Below are 25,038 nucleotides of genomic sequence, written 5' to 3'. Positions count from 1 at the left end.
CGATGACCGACACGACAAAGAACCGCGGCAAGATCGCACTTGTGACCGGCGGCGGCACCGGCGTTGGCCGGGCCATTGCCCAGGCCCTTCTCGGCAACGGCTATACCGTGGTGATCTCCGGGCGCCGCTTCGACGTTCTCCAGGCGGCCGCGCATGAAATGTCGGCTTCGACAAGCGGGACGATCCGCGCCTTTGCCGCCGATGTCGGCGATCCGCAATCCGTCGCCACCCTGTTCAAGACCGTCGCCCATGATTTCGGCCGTCTCGACCTGCTCGTCAACAATGCCGGCATGGGCCTGCCGGCCGTGCCGATGGAAGACATCACCTTCGAACAGTGGAACGCCATCGTCGCGGCCAACCTGACGGGCGCCTTCCTCTGCACCCAGCAGGCGATGAAACTGATGAAGGCGCAGACGCCGCGTGGCGGCCGTATCATCAACAATGGTTCGATCTCCGCCTCGACGCCGCGACCGCTTTCGGCGCCCTATACGGCGACCAAACATGCAGTTGCCGGCCTGACGAAATCGACCGCACTCGATGGCCGCCCGTTCGACATCGCCTGCGGCCAGATCGACATCGGCAATGCCTCGACCGAGATGACCTCGCGGATGAGCGGCGGCGTGCTGCAGGCCAATGGCGAGATCGCCAGCGAGCCGACCATTCCGGCCAATCTGGTTGCCGACGCCGTGGTCTACATGGCCGGCCTGCCGCTGAATGCCAATGTTCTGACCATGACCGTGATGGCCACCCAAATGCCCTATGTCGGGCGCGGCTGACCGGAAATCCGGCCCGTCCAAAAATAGCACAAGCATATACAATAGATTAGCATGTCGGAGCCGCTGAAGGAAGTCGAAGGGCTGATCCGGTCGCGCAAGATTGCCCATGACGGCGACCCGGCTATGACGTGGATGCTATCGAACCTGGTCGCCAAGCCCGACGCGAAGGATAATGTCTATCCCCGGAAAGAACGGCCGGAAAACAAGATCGAGGGCCCGGTGGCGCTGGTCATGGCGATGGGCCGTCACCTTACCAGCGGTTGCGACCTGCCGGCTTCCTGTGCGTCTAACGGTTCCGCCGTGGTTCCGCCGAAACACCGATAGCAATACCGTGAAACGATACCACTAATAACCGCCTGAATTTCTTAGAAAAAATGGAGCGGGTGAGGCGATTCGAACGCCCGACCCCAACCTTGGCAAGGTTGTGCTCTACCCCTGAGCTACACCCGCTCATCAACCCCGGTCCGGGGGTAGTCGGTGGACCGTGGCGTCGCTGCGTTGTTGTTTGCGGCGACGGGCGCTATATGGCCCAGCCATTTTCCAAATGCAACAGGGAAATGACGCCGGATCCGAGAAATTTTTCGAAAATGTCGCAAGACCCTGAAAACAAGGCGTTTTACCGCCTTTGCAATCGACACGATTGCGCTTGTCTGGGCTTGGCCGTAAAGCAGACGGCACTTCTACTCGCCAAGGAACAGGCCATGAGCACCGCACAGCCGAAGACGCAAGACGAATTGTTCCAGTTTCTGGACAGCCTCGGTATCACCCACCAGACCAAGCAGCACGAGCCAGTTTTCACCGTGGCCGAATCGGTGGCGCTGCGCGACGAAATCCCGGGCGGGCACACCAAGAATCTGTTCGTGAAGGACAGGAAGGACAATTATTTCCTCCTGACCGTCGAGGAACATGCGACCGTGGACCTGAAGACCGTGCACACGATCATCGGCGCCGCCAGCAAGGTGTCGTTCGGCCGTCCGGAAAAGCTGATGGAATATCTGGGCGTCATCCCCGGCGCCGTCACCGCCTTCGGCGTGATCAACGACGCCGGGCAGAATGTGAAGATCATCATCGACCAGGACCTGATGCAGGACGAGATCGTCAACTGCCATCCGTTGTCGAATGACGCCACCACATCGATCGCGTCGAAGGACCTTCTGCGCTTTATCGAGGCGACGGGACATGAACCGCTTGTCTTGAAAGTGACGTCCTGACATACGATCTTTGACGCAAGAAAGTCAGACGGACGCCGATGTCCGCGAGGAGACACGATGAGCGGCAACGACAATCCCTATTCAGGCTCCTACGGCAGCCAGATGACGGCAACGGCAAGCTATGGCGGCGCGCCGGCGGCAACACCGACGGCAACCACGCCCGTTGCAGACCTGATCAAGGAAACGACAACCGCCAACTTCGCTCGCGACGTGATCGAGGCCTCCCGCCACCAGCCGGTGCTGGTCGACTTCTGGGCACCCTGGTGCGGCCCCTGCAAGCAATTGACGCCTGTCATCGAAAAGGTCGTGACGGAAGCCCAGGGGCGCGTGCGGCTGGTCAAGATGAACATCGATGACCACCCGTCGATCGCGGGCCAGCTCGGCATCCAGTCGATCCCCGCCGTCATCGCCTTTGTCGGCGGCCGGCCGGCCGACGGCTTCATGGGCGCCGTGCCGGAAAGCCAGATCCGCGATTTCATCGACAAGGTCGCCGGCCCTGCCGTTGACGATCAGGCCGCCGAGATCGAAGCGGCGCTGACTGAGGCCAAGAGCCTGCTCGAGCAGGGCGACCTGCAGAACGCGGCAGGCCTGTTCGGCGCCGTGCTGCAGGCCGAACCGGAAAACGCCGTCGCGCTCGCCGGGCTCGCAAATTGCCTGATCACCGCCGGCGACCTGGAGCAGGCGCGCGAAATGCTGACGGACCTGCCCGAGGCGCTCGCCAAGGATGCCGGGATTATCGCAGTGCTCAAAAAGCTCGACCAGATCGAGGAAGCCCGCAAGCTCGGCGATCCCAACGCACTGGAACAGGTGCTTGCCGCCAATCCGGACGATCACGAATCGCGCATCAAGCTCGCCAAGATCCGCAATGTCGAGGGCGACCGGGAGACCGCCGCCGACCATCTTCTGCGGGTGATGAAGCGTGACCGGACATTCCAGGACGACGGTGCCCGCCGCGAGCTTCTGCAGTTCTTCGACATCTGGGGACCGATGGATCCGGCGACGCTTTCGGCGCGGCGCAAGCTGTCGTCCATCCTGTTCTCCTGACGCCACGCACGCCCTCTCTTGAGTTTTCAGGCGTGCGCTCCATCTTTTGTCGATAGGCGACAGATTGGGCCGAAATCGCCGGGAAACGCCTGAGAGCAATGGGGTGTTGCAAGACATGCAAGTTGGAAATGCACGATATCTGAAGTCTCAGGACTTGCCGGAAACGCTTCCGGTCTTTCCGCTGACGGGCGTGCTTCTGCTTCCCGGCTCGCAGCTGCCGCTGAATATCTTCGAGCCGCGCTATCTGGCCATGGTCGATGACGCCCTGACGAAAAACCGCCTGATCGGCATGATCCAGCCGTCCTTCGGCGAAATCCGCGACGAGGCGGGCCAGGCGCATGTGCAGGCACTCTGCCAGGTCGGCTGCGTCGGCCGGATCACGTCCTTCGCCGAAATGGAGGATGGTCGCTACATCATTTCGCTGACCGGCATCTGCCGGTTCCGGCTGTTCGAGGAAATGCCGCAGGTGAAGGGCTACCGCTCCTTCCGCATCGTCCCCTTTGTCGCCGACTTGAGCGGCCCGGACGACGAGGCGCAGGTCGATCGCGAGGCGCTGCTCGCCGCCTTCAAAGCCTATCTCGACGCCAACAAGCTGGAAGCCGACTGGGAAAGCGTCGAGCGGGCGAGCAACGTCACGCTGGTCAATTCCATGGCGATGATGTCGCCCTATGGCCCGGCGGAAAAGCAGGCGCTGCTGGAGGCGCCGGATCTGAAGACCCGCGCCGAAACGCTGATTGCCATTACCGAGATCGTTCTGGCGCGAAATTTCGGCGACATCGAAACCATGCTGCAGTAACGTCCTGCCCATGGAAGATAGAACCAGCCGCGTTGACCCGAAACTGCTCGAACTGCTCGTCTGCCCGCTGACCAAGGGCCGGCTGAGCTACCACGCGAGCGACAACGAATTGATCTCCGAAAAAGCCCGCCTCGCCTACCCGATCCGCGACGGCATCCCGATCATGCTGATCTCCGAGGCCCGCAAGATCGAGGATTGAGGGACCGGTCGATCATCTTACGACCGAGTTTGGCGGCGCTTACCCCCTGTCACCTTCGGTGACATCTCCCCCACAGGGAGGGAGATTGTTCTTTTCCCCAATCGATCCGAAGACAGCGGTGATCTCCCCCTTGTGGGGGAGATGTCGGCGTCGCCGACAGAAGGGGGTAAACTTCCGCGCATTCAGATATTTCCGACCGAAATGCCTGACGATCAAATCGGCAAACCACTCAACAACTTCGGCTCGCTCTGCCCGCCAAGCCCCGAAGCCTGGCGGATGAAAAACGACTTTGCCGAGGGCAGGCGGTCGACGATGCCGAGGCCGAAATCGCGCAAGGCCCGGATGGGGGTGATGTCGTTGGAAAACAGCCGGTTCAACACGTCCGTCGTCACGCCCATGCGAAACGTGTCAAAGCGCCGCCAGCTCTGGTAGCGCTCGAGCACCGCAAGCGAGCCGATGTCGAGACCGAGACGGTCGGCATCGACGATGGTTTCGGCCAGCGCCGCGACATCCTTGAAGCCGAGGTTGAGGCCTTGTCCGGAGATCGGGTGAATGCCATGGGCGGCGTCGCCGGCAAGGGCGAAGCGCGGGGCGATGAAATCGCGCGCCAGCGTCAGGCCAAGCGGGAAGGCGCGACGGCCGCCGACGACCTTCAGGGCGCCCAGCTTGTGGCCGAACCGGCGTTCCAGTTCTTCCTCGAACACAAGGTCATCGCTGGCGACCAGGCGGTCCGCGTCGCGGGTTCGCTCCGTCCAGACCAGCGAGGAGCGATTGTTGCGGAGCGGCAGTGTCGCGAAAGGCCCGGCCGGCAGGAAATGTTCCTCCGCCGTGCCCTCGTGCGGGCGCTCGTGTTCGACCGTCGTGACGATACCCGACTGGCCATAGTCGAAATCGACGGTCTTGATACCGGCGGCATCGCGCAGTTTCGAGCGCACGCCGTCACAGGCGACCAGCAGCCTTGCATCCAGCACGTCGCCGCTCGACAGCGTCAGGGAGACCGCATGATCACCGCTCTTGAAATCCTGTGCGACGGCCGATTGCCGGATCTCGATGCCAAGTTCGCCGGCCGCCCTGCGCAAGGCGCCGACGAGCGCGACATTCGGCACCATATGGGCAAAAGGGCGACCCTCGACCGCCTCGTCCTCGAAGGTAAGGAAGACCGGCCGGACCGGGTCGGCGGTGTTCGAATCGGTAATGACCATGCGCTTGATCGGCTCAGCCTCCGGCTCGATCTCGCCCCAGAGCCCGAGCACGTCGAGCATCTGCGAGGCGGCGGCGATGATCGCCGAGGCGCGCTCGTCCTTCTTCCAGGCATTGTCCGGAGCGCCATCGATCAGCGTCACGTTGAGATGCGGCGCCGCCTTCTTGACGGCTACGGCCAGCGACAATCCGACATAACCGCCGCCAGCAATCAGCACATCGATCATCTCTCGTTCTCCCTTTGCCGACCTGATTGCCCGGCACCCGATTGGCCTTGAGCATTGCCTGCCTGCTATATAGATCAAGGATGCGCCCGTTCCTACCTCTGGAACGTCCGACCGCTGGAGATTGCCGAAATGTCGCGCCCCGATGAGACCCCCGCCCCGATGCCCGCCCCCATGGATGTGCTGTTGCAGACGCTGGATCTGGAGAAGCTGGAGGAAAACCTGTTTCGCGGTCTTTCCCCGCAGGTGGGATGGCAGCGGGTGTTCGGCGGACAGGTGATCGGCCAGGCGCTGGTGGCTGCACAGCGCACGGTGAGCGAAGGCCGCTATGTGCATTCGCTGCACGCCTATTTCATGCGCCCGGGCGACCCCACCGTGCCGATCATCTACGACGTCGACCGCATCCGCGATGGGTCGAGTTTCGCCACCCGCCGCGTCGTCGCCATCCAGCACGGCAAGGCGATCTTTTCCATGTCGGCCTCGTTCCAGTTCGACGAAGAGGGCTTCGAGCACCAGATCGCCATGCCCACGGTCTCCCCGCCGGAAACGCTGATGGGCGAGCAGGACATCAAGGAGAAATTCCTGGTCAATGCGCCGGAAGCCATCCGCCGTTACTGGGAACGCCCCCGGCCGATCGAGATTCGGCCCGTTTCGCTGAAACACTATTTCTCGCGCGACAAGCTCGCACCGCTGCAGGATGTCTGGGTGAAGGCCGTCGGCTCGGTTCCCGACGAGCGCCATATCCAGGCGGCGGTGCTCGCCTATATCTCCGACATGACGCTTCTCGACACAGCACTCTATGCGCATGGCACTTCGGTGTTCGACCGCGATCTGCAGGTGGCGAGCCTCGACCATTCCATGTGGTTTCATCGCCCGTGCAAACTGGACGACTGGGTGCTCTACACCCAGGACAGTCCCAGCGCCTTCGGCGCCCGCGGCATGACCCGTGGCAGCCTTTTCGATCGCTCCGGCGTGCTGATCGCCTCCGTTGCGCAGGAAGGTTTGATTCGGAAAAAGGCACCTGAATAAAAAAACGCCACTTTTTTATTTTTGCTTATTTTTTCATCGCTTAAATTGACGATTTTTTGACATTCCCATTCCGAGCCTCTGGGGAATGTGGCGTTTCCGTGTCTTTTCATAGGCTTACCGTCCCCGCCCCAAACTGGCACGCGCCTTGAATAGCAATGCGTGGTCGTTGGCGAATTGTGCTGAGCGGCAAGGAGAGACGGCCCCGCGCCGCAGATGAACACAAGGATGGGAAACCAGATGAAAATTGTGATGGCCATTATCAAGCCGTTCAAGCTCGATGAGGTTCGCGAAGCCCTCACCGCCGTTGGCATCCAAGGCCTGACCGTGACCGAAGTGAAAGGCTACGGGCGCCAGAAGGGTCATACCGAAATCTACCGCGGCACCGAATACGCCGTCAGCTTCCTGCCGAAGCTGAAAATCGAAATCGCCGTTTCTTCCGAGCTCGTCGACAAGACCGTGGAAGCGATCGCCGCGTCGGCCAAGACCGGCCAGATCGGTGACGGCAAGATCTTCGTCTATTCGATTGACCATGCCGTTCGCATTCGTACCGGCGAAACCGACACAGAAGCGCTGTAAGTCACGGCCGTTCAGGGAGCTATTTGACAATGTCCTCATTTAAACTTTCCACATCTCTCGGACGCGCGAGCGCTGCTGCCGCAGCTTTCCTTGCCCCAGCCATCGCGTTCGCGCAGGAAGCGGCACCAGCCGCGACCGAAGCCGCCGCCGCCGTGGCCCCGGTCCCGAACAAGGGCGACACCGCCTTCATGTTCCTCTGCACCATCCTGGTCCTGTTCATGCTGGTTCCAGGTCTCGGCCTGTTCTACGGCGGCCTTGTCCGCGCCAAGAACATGCTGTCGGTGCTGATGCAGTGCACCGTCGCCGGTGCAGCCGTCATGCTCGTCTGGGTCGTCTACGGCTATTCCTTCGCCTTCGGTGGCTCGACGTCCGCCTTCTTCGGCGGCACGGCCAAGCTTTTCCTAGCAGGCGTCACCCCTGACAGCACGGCTGCGACATTCTCCGACGCGGTCATTCCGGAATATATCTTCATCATGTTCCAGATGACGTTCGCGGCCATCACTCCGGCCCTGATCGTCGGCGCGTTCGCCGAGCGCATCAAATTCTCGGCCGCCGTCCTGTTCTGCATCCTGTGGGCCACTTTCGTCTACTTCCCGATCGCCCATATGGTCTGGGATGCAAACGGCCTGCTTTTCGGCTGGGGCGCACTCGACTTTGCCGGCGGCACCGTCGTGCACATCAACGCCGGCGTGGCGGGTCTGATCGGCGCGATCATGGTCGGCAAGCGCACCGGCTTCGGCAAGGACATGATGGCTCCGCACTCCATGACCCTGACGCTGGTCGGTGCGGCCATGCTCTGGGTCGGCTGGTTCGGCTTCAACGCCGGCTCCAACCTCGAAGCGTCGGGCGGCGCAATGCTGGCAACCGTCAACACCTTCATCGCAACGGCTGCCGCCATCGTTTCCTGGTCGCTGGTTGAAACCTTCACCCGCGGCAAGGCTTCCATGCTCGGCGCCGCCTCCGGCATGATCGCCGGTCTCGTCGCCATCACGCCTGCCGCCGGTATCGTCGGTCCGATGGGCGCGATCGTCATGGGCCTGCTGGTCTCGCCGCTCTGCTACTTCTTCGTCTCCGTCGTGAAGAACAAGTTCGGCTACGACGATACGGCTGACGTCTTCGGCGTCCACGGCGTGGGTGGCCTGTTCGGCGCCCTGGCAACCGGCATCTTCGCCTCGTCCTCGCTCGGCGGCATCGGTTATGCCGAAGGCGTTACCATGGGCGGCCAGTTCATGACCCAGGTCTACGCCGTTCTCGTCACCATCGCATGGTGCGGCATCGGCTCGGCGATCCTCTACAAGATCGTCGACCTGATCGTCGGCCTGCGCGTATCCGTCGAAGCCGAGCGCGAAGGTCTCGACCTCTCTTCGCACGGCGAAGCCGCTTACCATTCCTGAGCAATTTGCGGAGCCGGCAAACGGCTCCGCATCTCTTCCCGTCGCGGTTTTGCTTCCCGCAAGACCGCATTTGGCCCGGTGTTCGCATCGGGCCTTTTTCGTTTTGGCCTTCCTCCTGTCTACCGGGCCTCCCGATTTCTAGGGAGTGACCGCCCTCACGGCCATGTTTCCTGTAAACGAAGCATCAAGGTTAATACGGCTTTAACCCTCCCGAGCTTACGGTCGAAGCATGCGCGCATTGCGATTTGAAGAATAACAGGCAGCAGGTCACCATGAGCAGAAGCAATCAGGCGGTATATGACAACCGTTCCAACCGGTTTGTGCTTTCCACATTCGTCTGGAAACAGATCGCCGCGCTGGCCGGATTTGCGCTCTTCGTCGCCCTGGGTTTCGCCGTCGCGGCCCTGTCGACCTGGAACGTCAACGACCCGAGCTTCTCCTACGCGACCAACAACGCGCCGACCAACATTCTCGGATATACCGGCGCGGCCTTCGCCGATATCTTCATGCAGTTCTTCGGCATTGCCAGCGTCGTGGCGCTGCTGCCCGTCGTCGCCTGGGCCCTCGTATTGATCACCAGCAAGCCGTTCGGCCGCATTCACAAACGTGCCGCCGCCTGGTTCGGCGGTTCCGTGCTTGCCTCGGCGGCACTCAGCTGCCTGCCGGCTCCCGTCACCTGGCCGCTGCCCAATGGCCTTGGCGGCGTGTTCGGCGACATGATCCTGCGCTTTCCCGCGCTCTTCACCGGCGCCTATCCGGCCGGAACCTTCGGCATGGTGCTTGCCACGCTCTTCGCACTGCCATCGGCCTATTTCCTGATCTACAGCGCCGGCCTGATTGGCGTGCCGGATGACGACGAGGAAATCCCGGTCCCAGCGCCGGCACCGAGCAAGGCGCGCACCGTCAGCGACGAATCGGAGGACGACGAATCGGAAGGCCTGTTCATGGTTCTGGCGGGCGCCATCACCCACATGCGCTTCACGGCCCATGCCCGCATGCGCCGCCTGTTCGGCCTCAGCGGCCGTCGCAAGCAGGCGGAACGCCATTACGACGAGCCCTATGACTTCAATACCGACGAATTCGGCACGCTGAACGAGCCCGTTCGCCCGAAGGCCATGGTGCGCTCCGAGCGGGTCGAGCCGTCGCTGGATCGCAGCGAGCGCCGTGTCGTCGCCGCGCCGCCGATCTCCGCCGACGAGGATGACGACGGCCTGCACGATACCGGCCGCCTGCCCGCCGGCATCATGTCCGACGACGAGGATGACAATATCGACGGCCCTTCCCGTTGGGCACCGATCTCGGCACCGCGCAAGCAGCCCCCGGCGCAACCTGCCGCCACCGCACGCGTCGTTCCCGCAGCCCCGCGTCCGAAGAGCGGCCAGCGCATCGACCGCGAGGCGCAGGCATCGCTGGTTACCGACGACGACGATTTCACCCTGCCGCCGCTGCATTTCCTCGCCGAACCGAAGAACGTCACCCGTGACGCAACGCTGTCGGCCGATGCGCTGGAACAGAACGCCCGCATGCTGGAAGGCGTGCTGGAGGATTTCGGCGTCAAGGGCGAGATCATCCATGTCCGTCCAGGCCCCGTCGTCACCCTTTATGAACTGGAGCCCGCACCCGGCATCAAGTCCTCGCGCGTCATCGGCCTTGCCGACGACATTGCCCGCTCGATGTCGGCGATCGCCGCCCGCGTCGCAGTCGTTCCCGGCCGCAACGCCATCGGCATCGAACTGCCGAACCAGCGCCGCGAAACCGTCTATCTGCGCGAACTGATCGGCTCCAGGGATTTCGAGACCAGCAAGACCCGTCTCGCCATGGCGCTTGGCAAGACCATCGGCGGCGAGCCCGTCATCGTTGATATCGCCAAGATGCCGCACCTGCTGGTCGCCGGCACCACCGGCTCGGGCAAATCCGTCGCCATCAACACGATGATCCTGTCTATCCTCTACCGGCTGAAGCCGGAACAATGCCGCCTGATCATGATCGATCCGAAGATGCTGGAACTCTCCGTCTATGACGGTATCCCGCATCTGCTGACGCCCGTCGTCACCGATCCGAAGAAAGCCGTCGTCGCGCTCAAATGGACCGTGCGCGAGATGGAAGAGCGCTACAAGAAGATGTCGAAGATCGGTGTGCGCAATATCGACGGCTTCAACAGCCGCGTCGAGCAGGCGCTGGCCAAGGGCGAGGTGATGAGCCGCACCGTGCAGACGGGCTTCGATCGCCAGACCGGCGAAGCGACTTACGAGACCGAAGAATTCGATCTGGCGCCGATCCCCTATATCGTCGTCATCATCGACGAAATGGCCGACCTGATGATGGTCGCCGGCAAGGACATCGAAGGTGCCGTCCAGCGTCTGGCGCAGATGGCCCGTGCCGCCGGCATCCATGTGATCATGGCAACCCAGCGCCCGTCCGTCGATGTCATCACCGGCACGATCAAGGCCAACTTCCCGACCCGCATCTCCTTCCAGGTCACCTCCAAGATCGACAGCCGCACCATCCTTGGTGAACAGGGCGCCGAACAGCTGCTCGGCATGGGCGACATGCTCTACATGGCCGGTGGCGGCCGCATCCAGCGCGTCCACGGCCCGTTTGTTTCGGATACCGAGGTCGAGGACGTCGTCAAATACCTGAAAACTCAAGGCTCGCCGCAATATCTCGACGCGATCACCGAGGAAGATGATGAGGATGGCGAAGGCGGCGGCCCGGCCGGCACGTCCAACCTCTCCGAATCCGACGATCCCTACGACCAGGCCGTGGCCATCGTTCTGCGCGACGGCAAGGCATCCACCTCCTATGTCCAGCGCCGGCTTGGCATCGGCTACAACCGGGCGGCATCGCTGATCGAGCGCATGGAGCAGGAAGGCATCATCAGTGCCGCCAACCATGCCGGCAAGCGGGAAATCCTCGTCCCCACCGAAAACGACCACTGACCACTGGCAGCGGTCCCCATCGGAGGCACACGCGGCCCTGTGGCCGATGCGGAATCACGCGGACAATCGCAAAGAAGTGCGCAAGTCACGCCTTGAAGGCGCCGCACTTGCGCTCCACATCACACTTGGAAATGAAGGAGATCGCGATGACAGACACCGTAAACGGCCACCTTGGGCAGGACAGCATGCTTGCGCCCCTGTCGCGCCGCTCCTTTGTCGGTGGCCTCGCGGTTCTGACAGCGCTTGCCGTCATCGGGCTACCACTGAAACCCGTCCAGGCCCAGACGGCCGTCGCCCAGAAGATCGCCGATCATTTCGCTTCGGTGAAGACGATGAGCGGCGAGTTCGTGCAGTTCGGCCCGCGCGGCGAACAGACCGGCGGCAAGTTCTTCATCAGCCGCCCCGGCAAGATCCGCTTCAACTATGACGCCCCCTCGCCGATGCGGGTGATCGCCGACGGCAAGTCGGTCGTCATTGGCAACCAGAAAATGAAGACCTGGGACATCTATCCGCTGTCGAAGACACCGCTGAAGCTGCTGCTCTCCGACAATATCGATCTGTCCGGCAAGACGGTACGCGACGTCAAGGAAGAGGCCGACCTGATCACCATCGTGCTCGGCGACAGCAGCGTCTTCGGCGATTCGACGATTACGCTGATGTTCGATCCGAAGACCTACGACCTGCGTCAGTGGACGATCACCGACGCGCAGAAGAAAGACACGTCGGTGATGATCTTCAACGTCAAGAACGGCATCCCGATGGACGACAAGGTCTTCCGGATCCCCTATGACGACATCAACAATCGCGGCAAGTAAGCGCGGGGCTTTCCTTCATACGGATATCGTTTCGCCGTCGATGCGGCGCGCCATCAGAATCTCGTCGATCTCCCGCCCTTCGTGGCGCATGCCAGCCGGGATTCGTCCGACCTCCGTAAATCCCTCGCGCTGGTAGAACCGGAAAGCCGCCGGATTTTCGGCGCTCAGGGCCAGTTCCAGCTGGGCGATACCGCTTTCGCGGGCATGACCGACCAGCGCGTCGAGCAGCGCCTTCGCATGGCCGCGGCCGCGTTGATCCCTTCGCACATAGACCATGATGAGCGTAGCGCGATGCGCCATCTTGCTGGCGCCCTGCCGCATCATGCCCATGATGGCGACCGGCTCATCCGCCTCGAAACTGACGAAGACATAATTGGTGATGAGCCGTCGCATCCACTCGTCATGCGGCAAAAGCTCCCAATCCGCAGCGCTGCTGGCAAAGGCGGCGGGCTCCCGGCGCAGGGCCTCCATCCGGATCGTACGGAAAATGCTCACATCCTGTGGCCCGAGATGTCGAATCATGCGGCCAATCTCCAGCCTTGATATACGCGGCGCAAGGTGGGGTTGCCGCGCGCGGCTGTCAATATCGGCAACAAATCCAATGGCCAAGCCCTTGAAAAGCTCCTATGACGAACGCGCGGATCGTCTCCGTTTCATCAGAGCCTACCCAAGGAAAGAATCACGCGCATGGCCTTGTCGATCGCGACCTGGAACATCAATTCGGTGCGCCTGCGCATGCCGCTTGTCGAACATCTGCTGAAAACCTGGTCGCCGGACATTCTCTGCCTGCAGGAAACCAAGGTGGTGAACGACCTCTTCCCGTTCTCTCCGCTGAAGGCGCTCGGATACGAGCATATCGCCATCCATGGCCAGAAGGGCTATCACGGCGTCGCCACCATTTCGCGCCTGCCCCTGCACGAACTGACGGACCGGCGCGATTATTGCGGCGTCGGTGACGCCCGCCATCTGTCCGTGGTTTTCGAGAAATCGGGCAAAAAAATCCGCCTTCACAATTTCTATGTGCCGGCCGGCGGCGACGAGCCGGACCGGACGATCAACCAGAAATTCGGCCACAAGCTCGATTTCATCGAGGAGATGAAGCTGCTGCATGCCGAAAGCGAGGCCGGTGTCTCATCGGTGCTGGTCGGCGATCTCAACATCGCGCCGCTGGAGCACGATGTCTGGTCGCACAAGCAGCTCCTGAAGATCGTCAGCCATACGCCGATCGAGACCGAAGGCCTGACGGCGGTGCTTAACAGCGGCGCCTGGGTCGATCTGATGCGCCAGCACACGCCATCGCCGGAAAAGCTCTACACGTGGTGGAGCTACCGGTCGCAGGATTGGCAGGCGGCCAACAAGGGCCGCCGCCTCGATCACATCTGGTCCTCAGCCGACCTGTCGTCGCAGCTCACCCGAGTCGATATCCTGAAGGAAGCAAGGGGCTGGGAGCGGCCTTCGGACCACGTGCCGGTGATTGCGCATTTCGATCTGTAATATGATGGGCAGGAAGTTGGTACACTCTCAACCTTGGCGCCGCATGAACTCGGCAAAAAGCGGCACGCTGAAGTCCAAGTAACCATGATCACTGCTATAAATCATCCCCTTTGAAATGATATTTGCCCGTGTCGGTCCTAAAGAATTCTGTGTGCGGCCCATCGATTGGGCGATGTCCGCCATTGCATAGGGTCCATCTCCAAGTTCAGCCATGGCTTTTACAAACTGGATCTCGGCCCTCGTCAAGCGATCGATCCTCACTCTGAAAAAGCCTTCATCAAGCAAAGCGAGCGTCTCCGCGTAAGATTGGTTCGCATCGGAAAGGGTGACTTCCGGTCCTTGCGCATCATTCCACACGACAGAACCCCATTCCTGAAGAAAGAAGGGATAGCCTTTGGTGCGTTCGACAATGGTTTGCAGTGCATCCGCCGTAATGCTTGAACCCTCTTCAACAAACGGCTTCTCTATGGCCTGCGCGGCAGATGAGGGGTCAAGTGGTCCAACGGCAGGGTATTGAAACAGCCGTTCCGCATAGGATTTCGCCTCTCCCGCCAAGCGCGCAATTTGCGGAAGACCTGCGCCGACGAGAAGAACAGGCAAGCCATCCTGCGATATCTTGTGCATTGCTACTATCAATGCGGATAGATCCGCCTCGGACAGGTATTGAACTTCGTCGATCAGAAGTATCCAGCCGCGTCCTGCCGCTTGAGCAGCAGCGCCAATTAAACTGAAGAGATCTGGTAGATCATACTGAAGGTCCCCCGTGTCAGCCAGCCCAGGTTCAGGCTCCACTCCTACCTCTATGCCAGCCACCTCGATCTTGAATATTGAGGCGAAGCTCCGTAATCCTTTCAGGCCGCGGCTTGCCAATTGTTTGGCAGCTTCCGCGCCAGACAACGATCTGATGACCTTTCGCATTTCCGGATAGAGAAGGCGAGCGAGGCTCTCGCCTTCCGGAGACTCTACTTTGGAAACGAGTAAGCCTTCCTGCTCGGCAATTCGACCGATCTCGTTGAGTAACACAGTCTTGCCTGTACCGCGCAAACCCAGCAGCATAAACGAGCGGGCACTTCTTCCTTTCACGGCCCTTCCACAGGCGACCCTGGCCGCATCCAGAATATTATCTCTGCCCGCGAGTTCCGGGGGACGACTACCTGCTCCCGGTGCGAATGGGTTGCGATACGGGTCCATGCATTTCCCCCGATACCTGTGATGTCTAGCTGTTTCTAGTGAAGTCTAGCGAAAAACAATAGACCTCACTAGAGTTATCTAGAAGGAGCGGTGAATAAAGCGGTCCTCACCGCCAGCCAAGCGCGGGCGCGACATGCTTCAGGATCGCTTCGATGACATGGGCGTTGTATTCCACGCCCAGCTGGTTCGGCACTGTCAGCAGCAACGTATCGGCTTCCGCGATTGCCTCGTCCGCCTTGAGCTGTTCGATCAACCTGTCCGGCTCCGCCGCATAGGAGCGGCCGAACACGGCGCGCATGTTGTCGATGATGCCGATCTGGTCGCCGTTCTGACCCCGGCCGAAATAGGCGCGGTCGCGGTCATCCACCAGCGCGAAAATCGAGCGAGAGACGGAGACGCGCGGCGCCCGGCTATGCCCCGCCTCTGTCCAGGCTTCGCGATAGAGCCTGATCTGCGCTGCCTGCTGCACATGGAACGGTTCGCCCGTCTCATCCTGCTTGAGCGTCGAGCTCTGCAGGTTCATGCCCTGCTTGGCCGCCCAGGTGGCGGTCGCATTCGAGGCAGAGCCCCACCAGATACGCTCGCGCAGGCCTTCCGAATGGGGCTCGAGGCGCAGCAGGCCCGGCGGATTGGGAAACATCGGACGCGGGTTCGGTTGCGCGAAGCCTTCGCCCTTCAAGAGCTGCAGGAAGACTTCGGCATGCTGGCGGCCCATGTCGGCATCCGTCTCGCCTTCCTGCGGGTTGAAGCCGAAATGACGCCAGCCGTCGATCACCTGTTCCGGCGAACCGCGGCTGATGCCAAGCTGCAGCCGGCCGTTGGATATCAAGTCGGCACTGCCTGCATCCTCGGCCATGTAGAACGGATTTTCATAGCGCATGTCGATAACGCCGGTGCCGATCTCGATCTTTTTCGTCCGGGCGCCGATCGCCGCCAGCAGGGGAAAGGGCGAAGCGAGCTGGCGGGCAAAGTGATGGACGCGGAAATAGGCGCCGTCTGCGCCGAGTTCTTCCGCCGCAACGGCGAGATCGATCGACTGCAGCAGCGTGTCCTGCGCCGAGCGTGTCTGCGATTGCGAGGAAGGGGTCCAATGCCCGAAGGAAAGGAAGCCGATTTTCTTCATGATGTTCTACCTGCTGGTGGCAATGTGTTGCCCGATAGATGGGGACGCGGCGGGAGGCGGGAAAGAGCAAAGCATGCCCTGCATCGCTCTGATGTGCGAAACACAGCGTCCCTCTCAGGAAACGTTTTACCGGAACTTCCGCGCCAGCTTCTGCATATTGCTGATCATCATCTGCAGATTGGTCTTGATCCGGGTTTCGACGACGACGGCCACTTCCGGATATTCTTCCAGCATGCGGCGAAACAGCGGCCGGTTGATGCGGATCACTTCGCTGTCTTCCTCGGCCGTCGCGGTGAACTTGCGCTCGACGAAGGAGATCATCGCCAGTTCGGACAAGAGCGTGCCGCGTCCGACGGTATCAATGACCTCGGTGCTGCCGTCGACCTGACCGCGGGTGAGCGTGAAGGAACCATTCGCGACAGCATAGGCGCAATCGGCAGGCGCCCCCTCGCGAAACAGCTGCTGGCCCCGGTTGAGCCGCCGCCGCTCCGCCCCGAAGGCGATCAGCCGCAACTTGTCGTCATCGATGCCCGCAAAAAGCGGCACGAGGGACAGAAGAGCAATATCGTCGTTCAGCGCCAAGCGACTATCCTGGATTTAGCAAGCGGGCCGGTCAGGGCACGATCTTGTAGCCACCATTCTCTGTCACCAAAATCTCCGCATTGGAAGGGTCGCGCTCGATTTTCTGGCGCAGTCGGTAGACATGGGTTTCGAGCGTATGGGTGGTGACGCCGGAATTATAGCCCCAGACCTCTTCCAGCAGCACATCGCGGGTAACGACCTTCTGGTCGGCGCGGTAGAGGTACCGGATGATCGCCGCTTCTTTCTCGGTCAGCCGGATCTTCTGGCCGTTTTCCAGCGTCAGCAGTTTCTGCCCCGGCTTGAACGTATAGGGACCGACGGTGAAGGTCGCGTCCTCGCTCTGCTCGTGCTGGCGAAGCTGCGCCCGGATGCGGGCAAGCAGCACGGCGAAGCGGAAGGGCTTGGTGACGTAATCGTTGGCGCCCGCTTCCAGGCCCAGGATCGTGTCGCTGTCGGTGTCATGGCCGGTCAGCATGATGATCGGCGGCTTGAAGCCGCCCTTGCGCAGGAGCTTGACCGCCTCGCGTCCATCCATGTCCGGCAGGCCGACATCCATCACCAGAAGTGCGATCTGCTGGGTGCGGGCCGTCTGGATGCCCTTGGTGGCCGTCGGCTCCTGCAGGATGGTGAATTCCTCATAGAGCGAAAGCTGCTCCACCAGCGTTTCGCGCAGGTCCGTATCGTCATCGACGAGAAGAATGGTGCGGGCCGACATGGGTGAAATTCCTCCTTGCGTCCGGTTTGAAACACGCTCGATCGCAGCACTTCGCAAGCAAAACGGCAGTTCACCCGTTTGTTACATATTGTGCAGTGCTATGGTGAGCTTTCAGATCACGGGCAACGCAAAAAACTGTGAGTAAAATGCGCGCAAAACCGAGAAAGGCCGCAAAACCGGCCCGCACCATCACCGTCCGGCCCAAACCCGGAAACAGAACCGGCGCCCTGGTCACCTTTGCCGGTCGCACCGAGGAAGCCGCGATCGGTCGCTCAGGCATCACATCGCGCAAGCGCGAAGGCGACGGCGCAACCCCGATCGCACCAATGCGCCTGATCGGCGGTTATATCCGTGCCGACCGCGTCACCCGCCCGCAAACCGCCCTGCCACTGCGCTTCATCCCGAAAAACCTGCTCTGGTGCGACGACCCCCGCCACGCCCTCTACAATCGCCCCGTCAATGCACCATTCACGCCAAGCCACGAAAAGATGCGCCGCGACGACGGGCTCTACGACATCTGCCTGGTGATGGACTGGAACCTGAGGAGCCGTAAACGCAACGGCGGTTCGGCCATCTTCTTCCACATCGCCAAGTCCGGCTACAAGCCGACCGAGGGCTGTGTCGCGGTCAGCCTGCCGGCAATGAAACGGCTGTTGCGGTTCATGCGACGGGGAACGGTGGTGAGGGTGACGCGATAGGGTTGGGCGGGAGGCATTAAAGCATGTCGCGCAAAACGTGCAGCGGCTTTGCGCAAAAGACATGCGCCGAATCAAAGACCTAAAGCGCGGGAAGCGGACCTGAAAGAGCGCGACGCGCTTCAGGCCGACTTGGGCGTGACGAAACGTTCTAGGTAGCCGTTTTTCGGCGAAATATCCGCCCAGCGCGTGACCGTGAAATCGATGACGGCGAGCCCAGCGGTCGGGAATTTACCACTGAGCCGTGCCATGGCATCTGCCTCTCCCGTGTTGCAGAGCAGTGCCGCCGTCTCCTCCATCTCCGGATTGTGGCCGACGAGAACGATTGTCTTCACTTCGGGCCCGGCCTCGCGGATCGCGTTTAACAGCCTGTCGGGCGTGCTGTCGTAGAGAGACGCGACGTAGCGCTCGCGGATATCCGCAGAAAAGACCCCTTGCACCAGCGCCCAGGTCTCGCGCGTGCGCCGCGCCGGAGAAACAAGGGCCAGATCAGGAATAAGCCCCTCGCGCGCCATCAAGGCGCCCATGAACAGCGCGTCCTTGTGGCCACGCTCCGCCAGTGGCCGGTCCTTGTCTGCAACGCCTTCGGGACGGGCGGACTTCGCGTGGCGAAGGAGAAGCAGGCGGAGGGCGGTGCTGGATGTCATCATGGCCATTCGATCCTCTTGCCATAGGTGCGACAGCATCTGGAGTCTGTATCGTTGGCCGCACCGGATTACGAGGATCTTCCAACGGTTGCTCAGGGCAGTGCCGTAACGATATGAGCGCGGATGGAGCCTTCAATGGCTCCGTCACCGAACTGCCGCCTCAGCGCTCCGGCGACAGTTTCAGTCACATCCTGCAGTTTTCCGGGAGCACGCGCCTCGATTTCGCCCGCCAGCGGATTGCCCTGACAATAGGCCATCGCCGCATCGAGCGCCGATCTGGCACGGCCGACGCAGTCAATCGTCTCTGCTTGCACCGAAGAAAATCCTCCGGCCCGTACATCCGCCGCGATCGCCGAAAGGTCGTGGTACCCGTGCGGAGTCCGCTCCATGAAGCGCGGCGTATCGTTCGGAAACACATCCGCCAGCGTTTGCGCGACAGTCCTAACAAACGCGTTGTTCTCGATGGCATCCCAAACACTGAAGAGATAGCGCCCTTCAGGTCTGAGCACGCGCCGGGCTTCGCGGTAGCCGGCGATCCTGTCGGGGAAGAACATCACTCCGAACTGGCACACCACAACGTCGAAGGACTGGTTGTCGAACGGTAACGCCAGGCCGTCGGCCTGCTTCCATGTGACCGGGTCATCGACGCCCTGATTGGCTATCGCCAGGTCGAGCATCGGCTGGTTGAGATCCGTGGCGACGATCCGTGTGCCGGTGCCAAGCCGCGACGCCATGGCGCGTGTCAACGCGCCCGTGCCAGCAGCAATCTCAAGCACGTCACGCGGCGCAGACATCGCAATTCGCTCCGCCATCTCCCGCGCGTAAGGCTCGAAGATCATCGGCACGAAAAGCTTCTCGTAGATCGCCGGCATGCTTCCGGCAAAAACTTTGTCTGCACCGGTCATGATGAAACTCCAAACCGCGAGGCCGCAGCAGAGTATACGCGCCCAAACGAAAAGGCGGAAGCATTGCTTCCGCCTTCGCTGAATCTGAGATCATGCCACAAGGGCGCCGGGGTCTAAACCACGAAGTCCCCGCCGAAGCTTACTTCCAATCGCGGATATCGACGAAGTGGCCAGAGACGGCGGCAGCCGCTGCCATGGCGGGCGACACCAGATGGGTGCGGCCCTTGAAGCCCTGGCGGCCTTCGAAGTTGCGGTTGGAGGTCGAGGCGCCGCGTTCGCCCGGCTTCAGGCGGTCGTCGTTCATCGCCAGGCACATCGAGCAGCCCGGTTCGCGCCAGTCGAAGCCGGCCGCCTTGAAGATCTTGTCGAGGCCTTCGGCTTCCGCCTGTTCCTTGACGAGGCCGGAGCCCGGCACGATCATCGCCGAGACGGTCGAAGCGACGGTCCTGCCTTCGACGACCTTGGCAACTTCGCGCAGATCCTCGATGCGGCCATTGGTGCAGGAACCGATGAAGACGCGGTCGATATTGATATCGGTGATCTTCGTGCCCGGCTTCAGGCCCATATAGTCAAGCGCGCGCCATTTGGAGGTACGCTTGTTCTCATCCTGGATTTCATCCGGGTTGGGAACGATGCCCTGGACGGAGATGACGTCTTCCGGCGAGGAACCCCAGGAAACGATCGGCGGCAGGTCGGCGGCATTCAGGACGACGACGCGGTCGTAATGCGCGCCTTCGTCGGTCTGCAGCGTTTTCCAGTAGGCGATCGCCTTTTCGAGGTCTTCGCCCTTCGGCGCGCGCGGCTTGCCCTTGATATATTCGAAGGTCTTTTCGTCCGGGGCGATCAGGCCGGCGCGGGCGCCGCCTTCGATCGTCATGTTGCAGACGGTCATGCGGCCTTCCATCGACAGGTCGCGGATGGCTTCGCCGGCAAATTCGATGACGCTGCCGGTGCCGCCGGCGGTGCCGATCTCGCCGATGATCGCCAGGATGATGTCCTTGGCGGTGACATGCGGCGGCAGCTTGCCGTCGACACGCACCAGCATGTTCTTGGCCTTCTTCTGGATCAGCGTCTGGGTGGCGAGCACGTGCTCGACCTCGGACGTGCCGATGCCGTGCGCCAAGGCCCCGAACGCGCCGTGCGTCGAGGTGTGGCTGTCGCCGCAGACGATGGTCATGCCCGGCAAGGTAAAGCCCTGCTCCGGCCCGACGATGTGGACAATACCCTGGCGGATGTCGCTCGCCGAATAATATTCGACGCCGAAATCAGCGGCATTCTGGGCAAGCGCCTCGACCTGGATGCGGCTTTCCTCGTTCTTGATGCCGAGATGGCGATCCGGCGAGGTCGGCACATTGTGGTCGACGACAGCGAGCGTCTTTTGCGGAGCGCGCACCTGACGGTTCGTCAAACGCAGGCCTTCGAACGCCTGGGGGCTCGTCACTTCGTGAACGAGATGGCGATCGATATAGAGAAGACAGGTTCCGTCATCCTGTTGATCGACCAGATGGTCGTCCCAGATCTTATCGTAGAGAGTCCGCGGTGCGCTCATGGCTGTGCATCCATTTGAAGAGAAAGAAAATCAGGAGAATATCCGGCAAAAAGGCGCCGGCAACCAGCCGGGGTCAGGCCCCGGCGATCAGATAAGTCGGCTGCCGAGGGCGCCGGAAACGCACGCAAAAAACCGTGCCGGCAGACGCTTGTGGTCCTGCAGCACGACGATTTTCTGCTCGTGACATCCGAATTTGGATTCCATGAGCGCGGATATAGCAGTTTTGTGAAAGACCATCAATATTCATCGCACTGAACGCGAACATCGCAACCATGGCCAGCAACGCAGGCTGACATATTCTATGTTTCTGATAGAAATAAATCCCTCGGGTAGCGGAAGCAGAATGCGTGGTGCCAGCCGACGCGCCGATGAAATGGGCTTCATCGGCATTGGCGAGTGCCTCGCTCTCGAGCACGAAGGTGATCTATGTGGTATCTGCCATTTAGGATCACGCTGACACTAAGGAAAAACCGGACTGGCTGGCAAGCCACAGTCCGGTTCCAATTCCCTGGCTAAGCAGTAAAGAGGGGGGTGGAGTTACCGCTCCGGTCAATGTATTTGGAAACTCATTTTTTTCAAGTTTTACGCTGGGTGCCTGGACACGATCCGCAACTATCTGGAGAGCGCCAGCGTAAGACTTAGCTATCCCGGTGCCCTCGCCGCAGCCGCTGCTCCAGCCGCCTCAGCCCCAGAGACAACCCGATCGTCAGGATCAGGTAGACATAGGCGACGATCGAATAGGTCTCGAAGAAGCGGAACGAACCGGAGGCATAGACCTTGCCCATCTGGGTGATATCGGCGACGCCCAGCACCGACACGAGGGAAGAATCCTTGACCATGGCGACGAAATCATTGCCGAGCGGCGGCAGGATGACACGGATCGCCTGCGGGAACACCACCAGCCGGAAACGCTGGTATGGTGAGAGACCAAGCGCCTTGGCCGCCTCAATCTGCCCCTTGTCGACCGACAGGATGCCGGCGCGAAACACTTCGGCGATGAAGGCGGAGTAACCGATCATCAAAGCGAGGATCGCCCGCCAGACCAGCGAGAGATCGCGCACAAGCATGGGCTCCATCACTCCCGCGGAAATCAGCGGCGAGCAGATGGCATTGATCAGCCAGACAAGCCCCGGTGCGCCGACGAAGGCGATGTAGAACAGGAGAACGAGGATCGGGATGCCGCGAATGATTTCAGTGTAGAATCGGGCGATCTGGCGCAGAACGTTATGTTCCGACAGCGCCATCAGCGCGATGCCGAGACCAAGCGCTGTCGCCAGTGTGAAACCGACGAGTGTGACGAAGATCGTCACCCACAGGCCGGCCGCGACGATGCCGAATACTTGGCGATAGATCCCATTGGTCGCGATGACCACGGCGAGCGCCACGGCAATCAGGGCGAGGGCGACCAGCCACCAGGGATAGTCGCCCTTCGTCGTTTGCGGAGATGCAGGCATCATCGGGCGGCGATCATTCGCCCATCTTGTAGTCGACGAACCATTTCTGGTTCAGCTTGTCGAGCGTGCCGTCGGCTTTCAACACGGCAATGGCGGCGTTGACCGGCGCGACGAGGTCCGAGCCCTTCTTGAAAATGAAGCCGAAATCCTCGGTGCCGAGCGGGCCGCCGACAACCTTCAAGCCACCGTTGGACGCATCGACATAACCCTTGGCCGCGACGCTGTCGGTCAGCACCGTGTCGACGTCGCCGGTCTTCAGCGCCTGCACGGTTGCACCGAAGGTTTCGAACAGCTTGATGCGCGGGTTCTGTTCGTTGCCGTCGAGGATTTCATAGACGGCGGTGTAGAAGGGCGAGGTCCCCGGCTGCGCGCCGACCAGCCCGTCAGCAAGGGCGCCAAACGTCTTGGCGTCGGTGAAGCGGCTTTCGTCGCCGCGCACCAGCATGAACTGTTGCGATCGCATATAGGGATCGGAGAAATCCACCTGGGTCTTGCGCTCGTCCTTGATGGTAATCCCGGTCATGCCGATATCATACTGGCCATCGGAGACCGCCTGGATCATCGCGTCCCAGGAGGTGTTCTGGATTTCCAGTTTAAAATTCAACCGCTTGGCAATCTCTTCCATCGCATCATATTCCCAGCCGATCGCCTTGCCGCTCTTCGGATCGACGAATTGAAGCGGCGGGTAGGCATTCTCGGTCACGACAACGACGGTGCGGCCCTTGAGGTCCGGCAGGTCGGCGGCGACAGCACTTGCGGACGCAAGGCCAAGCGGCGCGAGGACAAGGGCGGCGAGCCCGGCGAGAACGGTGCGGCGGGTAAACATGGATGGCTCCTGAATTGTGGCGAATGAACCTGTCACAGAAGCCGCTTAACTGGCAAGAGCACCTGCCGGGACCCCGGCTGCAAAAATGGAAAAGGCGCAACCCGCACTGACGATTCGGCGAAAAATCCTGCTCCGCCGCCGCAGAACAGCTCACGCCGTTACCCGCCCCGCTTAATGTTCGGGGCTATAGCGCTCCACCCGGATTTCGTCCGCATGCTGGCGCATGGTCACCGTGTCGTACCAGACTTGCATTTTCAGAAGCGTATCCATTTTGACTCCGAATGCTTTCTCGATCCGCAAAGCCATTTCAGGCGACAGGGAAGCCTTCTCATTAACGAGATCCGACAAAGTCGCGCGGCGCACGCCGAGAATTTCTGCGGCCTTCAGAACCGACAGATCGAGTTCATCTAGGATTTCCTCACGAATGAAAGCTCCCACATGCGGCGGTGTCATACCGATTTTTTCCATGGCTTCGCTCATCAATGATAGTCCTCCAGGTCGAGATTCGAGATTTCACCGCCTTCGAGCTCGAACGTGATGCGCCAGTTTCCAGATGCGGAAATGCTCCATGTTCCTATTCGATCGCCTGTCAGGCGATGGATGCGCCAACCCGGTGGGCCGCTTATGCCATCCATATCTGCAGCAGAAATCAGCATAGCCAGAATGTTACGCACTCGGTTGATGAGATCCGGGCGGATGCCTTTCGCATCATCGTCTTCGATGTAGCGTTTCAATCCTTTGTGTCGGACGGAGCGAATTTTCATCGCAAACAAATGTACGGTAAAGCCGTACACACATCAAGCCGGTTTTCCGGCCGATCACGCCGCCCTGTTTGCCCCGATCGAGAACGACAACGGGATGCGCGGCAATCCCGGCCCCTGTTCGAACTGCTCCTCGCCGGTTTCGATCATGCCGGGATAATGCCGCCAAGTCAGGACCTCGTGCTCGTTGAGGAAATCGAGTCTCATCCCAGCCTTCAGGAGTGCGTTGACGATATCGCTGAGCGGATGCAGCCATTCATACATGCGCTGGTGGATCAATGGCCGCTCGTCGCCGGTATAGGTATGCGTCTCCTCGAACAGCAACGGCGCCTCGACCGGCGTGCGCCAGCCATGGGTCAGTGTCAGGCGGCCATCGCTTCCGCCCTTGCACTGGAACATCTGCGGATGCCCATCGAGCAGGTAAAGACGGCCGCCGGGACGCAGGAGGTCGACGACCACTCTCGCCCATCGAAAAATGTCCGGCAGCCAATGGATCGCGCCCCAGGTGACATAGACCATGTCATAGGTGCGGTTCTCGAGCGCCGCGACTGCGTCATAGACCGACGCCTCGACGAAACGCGCCTCTGTTCCAGCTTTCCTTGCAAAATCGCGTGCGGACGCAATGGCGATGGGTGAGAAGTCGAGCCCGGTGACCGAGGCGGCGCCAAGATGCCGGAGGCTGAGCGTATCAAGCCCGATATGGCATTGCAGATGGACGATGTCCTTATCCGCGATATCGCCGATCTCGCGTGCCTCCAGCGCATGCAAGGAGGAGCCGCCGGCAAGAACCCGCTCGATCCGGTATCGGTCGGTCGGATCAGTCGCGTGCAATCCTGCCCGGTCGTCCCAGTTGAACCGGTTGGTCTCCAGATAATCGTCCATGCTTCCCCCCA

Annotated in this window: 28 protein-coding genes and 1 tRNA gene; 13 read left to right on the top strand and 16 right to left on the bottom strand. The window is 61.1% G+C overall.

Translation table 11 applies throughout. From position 1 onward, the window contains the following. The first annotated feature begins 2 nt into the window (after positions 1 to 2). Together VL202_RS03815 and VL202_RS03810 are read left to right on the top strand one after the other, a co-directional pair. On the top strand, positions 3 to 776 hold the full coding sequence (locus VL202_RS03815) for an SDR family oxidoreductase (RefSeq protein ID WP_325462837.1): 774 nt from the start codon (positions 3 to 5) through the stop codon (positions 774 to 776). A gap of 51 nt (positions 777 to 827) precedes the next feature. Further along, positions 828 to 1,100: a terminase TerL endonuclease subunit gene (locus tag VL202_RS03810; RefSeq protein ID WP_325462836.1), complete on the top strand. Its 273-nt coding sequence runs from the start codon at positions 828 to 830 to the stop codon at positions 1,098 to 1,100. Positions 1,101 to 1,151: 51 nt separating this feature from the next. Here the strand turns inward: VL202_RS03810 and VL202_RS03805 are convergent. Then, a tRNA-Gly gene (locus tag VL202_RS03805) sits at positions 1,152 to 1,226 on the bottom strand. 251 nt (positions 1,227 to 1,477) lie between these two features. On the opposite strand from VL202_RS03805, the gene VL202_RS03800 reads away from it, so the two are divergent. The 4 genes from VL202_RS03800 to VL202_RS03785 all read left to right on the top strand — a co-directional run bounded on the left by VL202_RS03800 (position 1,478) and on the right by VL202_RS03785 (position 4,026). After that, a complete protein-coding gene (locus VL202_RS03800) occupies positions 1,478 to 1,987 on the top strand; it encodes a prolyl-tRNA synthetase associated domain-containing protein (RefSeq protein WP_325462835.1) in 510 nt (169 codons plus the stop codon). A gap of 57 nt (positions 1,988 to 2,044) precedes the next feature. Next, positions 2,045 to 3,031, top strand: a complete 987-nt coding sequence (gene trxA / locus VL202_RS03795) for a thioredoxin (protein WP_325462834.1) — start codon at positions 2,045 to 2,047, stop codon at positions 3,029 to 3,031. A 115-nt stretch (positions 3,032 to 3,146) separates the two neighbouring features. Further along, positions 3,147 to 3,827 carry an LON peptidase substrate-binding domain-containing protein gene (locus VL202_RS03790; RefSeq protein ID WP_325462833.1) on the top strand — a complete coding sequence of 227 codons (681 nt, stop codon included), beginning with the start codon at positions 3,147 to 3,149 and terminating at the stop codon, positions 3,825 to 3,827. Between the two features lie 10 nt (positions 3,828 to 3,837). After that, positions 3,838 to 4,026, top strand: a complete 189-nt coding sequence (locus tag VL202_RS03785; protein ID WP_325462832.1) for a Trm112 family protein — start codon at positions 3,838 to 3,840, stop codon at positions 4,024 to 4,026. 212 nt (positions 4,027 to 4,238) lie between these two features. Here the strand turns inward: VL202_RS03785 and VL202_RS03780 are convergent, their stop codons facing one another. Continuing rightward, the gene (locus VL202_RS03780) at positions 4,239 to 5,453 is read right to left on the bottom strand and encodes a ubiquinone biosynthesis hydroxylase (RefSeq protein WP_325462831.1); all 1,215 of its coding nucleotides are present in this window, start codon (positions 5,451 to 5,453) and stop codon (positions 4,239 to 4,241) included. Positions 5,454 to 5,582: 129 nt separating this feature from the next. Between VL202_RS03780 and tesB the strand changes: the two genes are divergently transcribed. The 5 genes from tesB (at position 5,583) to VL202_RS03755 (ending at position 12,203) form a co-directional block, all read left to right on the top strand. After that, positions 5,583 to 6,479 carry an acyl-CoA thioesterase II gene (gene tesB, locus VL202_RS03775; RefSeq protein ID WP_325462830.1) on the top strand — a complete coding sequence of 299 codons (897 nt, stop codon included), beginning with the start codon at positions 5,583 to 5,585 and terminating at the stop codon, positions 6,477 to 6,479. Positions 6,480 to 6,704: 225 nt separating this feature from the next. Then, positions 6,705 to 7,055 (top strand): P-II family nitrogen regulator, encoded by a 351-nt coding sequence (locus VL202_RS03770; protein WP_325462879.1) that lies wholly within the window; start codon positions 6,705 to 6,707, stop codon positions 7,053 to 7,055. A 29-nt stretch (positions 7,056 to 7,084) separates the two neighbouring features. Further along, entirely contained in the window at positions 7,085 to 8,449 is a 1,365-nt protein-coding gene (locus VL202_RS03765; RefSeq protein ID WP_325462829.1) for an ammonium transporter, read from the top strand. Between the two features lie 272 nt (positions 8,450 to 8,721). Next, entirely contained in the window at positions 8,722 to 11,388 is a 2,667-nt protein-coding gene (locus VL202_RS03760; protein WP_325462828.1) for a DNA translocase FtsK, read from the top strand. A gap of 146 nt (positions 11,389 to 11,534) precedes the next feature. Beyond that, positions 11,535 to 12,203 (top strand): outer membrane lipoprotein carrier protein LolA, encoded by a 669-nt coding sequence (locus tag VL202_RS03755; RefSeq protein WP_325462827.1) that lies wholly within the window; start codon positions 11,535 to 11,537, stop codon positions 12,201 to 12,203. 15 nt (positions 12,204 to 12,218) lie between these two features. Here the strand turns inward: VL202_RS03755 and VL202_RS03750 are convergent, their stop codons facing one another. Further along, positions 12,219 to 12,725 carry a GNAT family N-acetyltransferase gene (locus VL202_RS03750; RefSeq protein ID WP_325462826.1) on the bottom strand — a complete coding sequence of 169 codons (507 nt, stop codon included), beginning with the start codon at positions 12,723 to 12,725 and terminating at the stop codon, positions 12,219 to 12,221. Positions 12,726 to 12,890: 165 nt separating this feature from the next. Between VL202_RS03750 and VL202_RS03745 the strand changes: the two genes are divergently transcribed. Further along, positions 12,891 to 13,697 (top strand): exodeoxyribonuclease III, encoded by an 807-nt coding sequence (locus tag VL202_RS03745; RefSeq protein ID WP_325462825.1) that lies wholly within the window; start codon positions 12,891 to 12,893, stop codon positions 13,695 to 13,697. Positions 13,698 to 13,724: 27 nt separating this feature from the next. On the opposite strand, the gene VL202_RS03740 is transcribed toward VL202_RS03745, so the two are convergent. From VL202_RS03740 to VL202_RS03725, 4 genes are all read right to left on the bottom strand, one after another. Beyond that, positions 13,725 to 14,888 (bottom strand): ATP-binding protein, encoded by a 1,164-nt coding sequence (locus tag VL202_RS03740; RefSeq protein ID WP_325462824.1) that lies wholly within the window; start codon positions 14,886 to 14,888, stop codon positions 13,725 to 13,727. A 106-nt stretch (positions 14,889 to 14,994) separates the two neighbouring features. Next, positions 14,995 to 16,011, bottom strand: a complete 1,017-nt coding sequence (locus VL202_RS03735) for an LLM class flavin-dependent oxidoreductase (RefSeq protein ID WP_325462823.1) — start codon at positions 16,009 to 16,011, stop codon at positions 14,995 to 14,997. 126 nt (positions 16,012 to 16,137) lie between these two features. Continuing rightward, positions 16,138 to 16,593 (bottom strand): cyclic nucleotide-binding domain-containing protein, encoded by a 456-nt coding sequence (locus VL202_RS03730; protein WP_325462822.1) that lies wholly within the window; start codon positions 16,591 to 16,593, stop codon positions 16,138 to 16,140. Between the two features lie 31 nt (positions 16,594 to 16,624). Then, complete coding sequence (locus tag VL202_RS03725) at positions 16,625 to 17,308, bottom strand: response regulator transcription factor (RefSeq protein ID WP_112406340.1); 684 nt, start codon at positions 17,306 to 17,308, stop codon at positions 16,625 to 16,627. A gap of 146 nt (positions 17,309 to 17,454) precedes the next feature. Between VL202_RS03725 and VL202_RS03720 the strand changes: the two genes are divergently transcribed. Continuing rightward, positions 17,455 to 18,006 carry a L,D-transpeptidase family protein gene (locus tag VL202_RS03720; protein WP_325462821.1) on the top strand — a complete coding sequence of 184 codons (552 nt, stop codon included), beginning with the start codon at positions 17,455 to 17,457 and terminating at the stop codon, positions 18,004 to 18,006. A gap of 119 nt (positions 18,007 to 18,125) precedes the next feature. On the opposite strand, the gene VL202_RS03715 is transcribed toward VL202_RS03720, so the two are convergent. The 9 genes from VL202_RS03715 to VL202_RS03675 form a co-directional block, all read right to left on the bottom strand. After that, complete coding sequence (locus tag VL202_RS03715) at positions 18,126 to 18,659, bottom strand: SixA phosphatase family protein (RefSeq protein WP_414692798.1); 534 nt, start codon at positions 18,657 to 18,659, stop codon at positions 18,126 to 18,128. A gap of 83 nt (positions 18,660 to 18,742) precedes the next feature. Next, on the bottom strand, positions 18,743 to 19,555 hold the full coding sequence (locus VL202_RS03710; protein WP_325462820.1) for a class I SAM-dependent methyltransferase: 813 nt from the start codon (positions 19,553 to 19,555) through the stop codon (positions 18,743 to 18,745). A 139-nt stretch (positions 19,556 to 19,694) separates the two neighbouring features. Continuing rightward, on the bottom strand, positions 19,695 to 21,104 hold the full coding sequence (gene leuC, locus VL202_RS03705; protein WP_325462819.1) for a 3-isopropylmalate dehydratase large subunit: 1,410 nt from the start codon (positions 21,102 to 21,104) through the stop codon (positions 19,695 to 19,697). A gap of 73 nt (positions 21,105 to 21,177) precedes the next feature. After that, entirely contained in the window at positions 21,178 to 21,519 is a 342-nt protein-coding gene (locus tag VL202_RS03700; RefSeq protein WP_325462883.1) for a hypothetical protein, read from the bottom strand. A gap of 223 nt (positions 21,520 to 21,742) precedes the next feature. After that, on the bottom strand, positions 21,743 to 22,561 hold the full coding sequence (locus VL202_RS03695) for an amino acid ABC transporter permease (protein ID WP_325462818.1): 819 nt from the start codon (positions 22,559 to 22,561) through the stop codon (positions 21,743 to 21,745). Positions 22,562 to 22,571: 10 nt separating this feature from the next. Next, complete coding sequence (locus tag VL202_RS03690) at positions 22,572 to 23,384, bottom strand: basic amino acid ABC transporter substrate-binding protein (protein ID WP_325462817.1); 813 nt, start codon at positions 23,382 to 23,384, stop codon at positions 22,572 to 22,574. 171 nt (positions 23,385 to 23,555) lie between these two features. After that, positions 23,556 to 23,864 carry a HigA family addiction module antitoxin gene (locus VL202_RS03685; RefSeq protein ID WP_325462816.1) on the bottom strand — a complete coding sequence of 103 codons (309 nt, stop codon included), beginning with the start codon at positions 23,862 to 23,864 and terminating at the stop codon, positions 23,556 to 23,558. Beyond that, a complete protein-coding gene (locus tag VL202_RS03680) occupies positions 23,864 to 24,178 on the bottom strand; it encodes a type II toxin-antitoxin system RelE/ParE family toxin (RefSeq protein WP_325462815.1) in 315 nt (104 codons plus the stop codon). The genes VL202_RS03685 and VL202_RS03680 overlap by 1 nt, the downstream gene beginning before the upstream one ends. Positions 24,179 to 24,202: 24 nt before the next feature. Beyond that, positions 24,203 to 25,027, bottom strand: coding sequence for a class I SAM-dependent methyltransferase (locus tag VL202_RS03675; protein WP_325462814.1), 825 nt, complete (start codon positions 25,025 to 25,027; stop codon positions 24,203 to 24,205). Positions 25,028 to 25,038: the final 11 nt, after the last annotated feature.

The sequence above is a fragment of the Pararhizobium sp. genome (assembly GCF_035497515.1).
Classification (GTDB): domain Bacteria; phylum Pseudomonadota; class Alphaproteobacteria; order Rhizobiales; family Rhizobiaceae; genus Pararhizobium.
This window is presented reverse-complemented; position numbering and strand designations above follow the sequence as displayed.

Coding starts and splice junctions, on each gene's coding strand:
- VL202_RS03770 (WP_325462879.1), top strand. CDS start 6,705: ATGGGAAACCAGATGAAAATTGTGATGGCCATTATCAAGCCGTTCAAG.
- VL202_RS03800 (WP_325462835.1), top strand. CDS start 1,478: ATGAGCACCGCACAGCCGAAGACGCAAGACGAATTGTTCCAGTTTCTG.
- VL202_RS03780 (WP_325462831.1), bottom strand. CDS start 5,453: ATGATCGATGTGCTGATTGCTGGCGGCGGTTATGTCGGATTGTCGCTG.
- VL202_RS03755 (WP_325462827.1), top strand. CDS start 11,535: ATGACAGACACCGTAAACGGCCACCTTGGGCAGGACAGCATGCTTGCG.
- VL202_RS03760 (WP_325462828.1), top strand. CDS start 8,722: ATGAGCAGAAGCAATCAGGCGGTATATGACAACCGTTCCAACCGGTTT.
- VL202_RS03810 (WP_325462836.1), top strand. CDS start 828: ATGTCGGAGCCGCTGAAGGAAGTCGAAGGGCTGATCCGGTCGCGCAAG.
- trxA (WP_325462834.1), top strand. CDS start 2,045: ATGAGCGGCAACGACAATCCCTATTCAGGCTCCTACGGCAGCCAGATG.
- VL202_RS03685 (WP_325462816.1), bottom strand. CDS start 23,864: ATGAGCGAAGCCATGGAAAAAATCGGTATGACACCGCCGCATGTGGGA.
- tesB (WP_325462830.1), top strand. CDS start 5,583: ATGTCGCGCCCCGATGAGACCCCCGCCCCGATGCCCGCCCCCATGGAT.
- VL202_RS03750 (WP_325462826.1), bottom strand. CDS start 12,725: ATGATTCGACATCTCGGGCCACAGGATGTGAGCATTTTCCGTACGATC.
- VL202_RS03815 (WP_325462837.1), top strand. CDS start 3: ATGACCGACACGACAAAGAACCGCGGCAAGATCGCACTTGTGACCGGC.
- VL202_RS03695 (WP_325462818.1), bottom strand. CDS start 22,561: ATGATGCCTGCATCTCCGCAAACGACGAAGGGCGACTATCCCTGGTGG.
- VL202_RS03765 (WP_325462829.1), top strand. CDS start 7,085: ATGTCCTCATTTAAACTTTCCACATCTCTCGGACGCGCGAGCGCTGCT.
- VL202_RS03720 (WP_325462821.1), top strand. CDS start 17,455: ATGCGCGCAAAACCGAGAAAGGCCGCAAAACCGGCCCGCACCATCACC.
- VL202_RS03675 (WP_325462814.1), bottom strand. CDS start 25,027: ATGGACGATTATCTGGAGACCAACCGGTTCAACTGGGACGACCGGGCA.
- VL202_RS03735 (WP_325462823.1), bottom strand. CDS start 16,011: ATGAAGAAAATCGGCTTCCTTTCCTTCGGGCATTGGACCCCTTCCTCG.
- VL202_RS03725 (WP_112406340.1), bottom strand. CDS start 17,308: ATGTCGGCCCGCACCATTCTTCTCGTCGATGACGATACGGACCTGCGC.
- VL202_RS03710 (WP_325462820.1), bottom strand. CDS start 19,555: ATGACCGGTGCAGACAAAGTTTTTGCCGGAAGCATGCCGGCGATCTAC.
- VL202_RS03690 (WP_325462817.1), bottom strand. CDS start 23,384: ATGTTTACCCGCCGCACCGTTCTCGCCGGGCTCGCCGCCCTTGTCCTC.
- VL202_RS03715 (WP_414692798.1), bottom strand. CDS start 18,659: ATGGCCATGATGACATCCAGCACCGCCCTCCGCCTGCTTCTCCTTCGC.
- VL202_RS03785 (WP_325462832.1), top strand. CDS start 3,838: ATGGAAGATAGAACCAGCCGCGTTGACCCGAAACTGCTCGAACTGCTC.
- leuC (WP_325462819.1), bottom strand. CDS start 21,104: ATGAGCGCACCGCGGACTCTCTACGATAAGATCTGGGACGACCATCTG.
- VL202_RS03740 (WP_325462824.1), bottom strand. CDS start 14,888: ATGGACCCGTATCGCAACCCATTCGCACCGGGAGCAGGTAGTCGTCCC.
- VL202_RS03790 (WP_325462833.1), top strand. CDS start 3,147: ATGCAAGTTGGAAATGCACGATATCTGAAGTCTCAGGACTTGCCGGAA.
- VL202_RS03745 (WP_325462825.1), top strand. CDS start 12,891: ATGGCCTTGTCGATCGCGACCTGGAACATCAATTCGGTGCGCCTGCGC.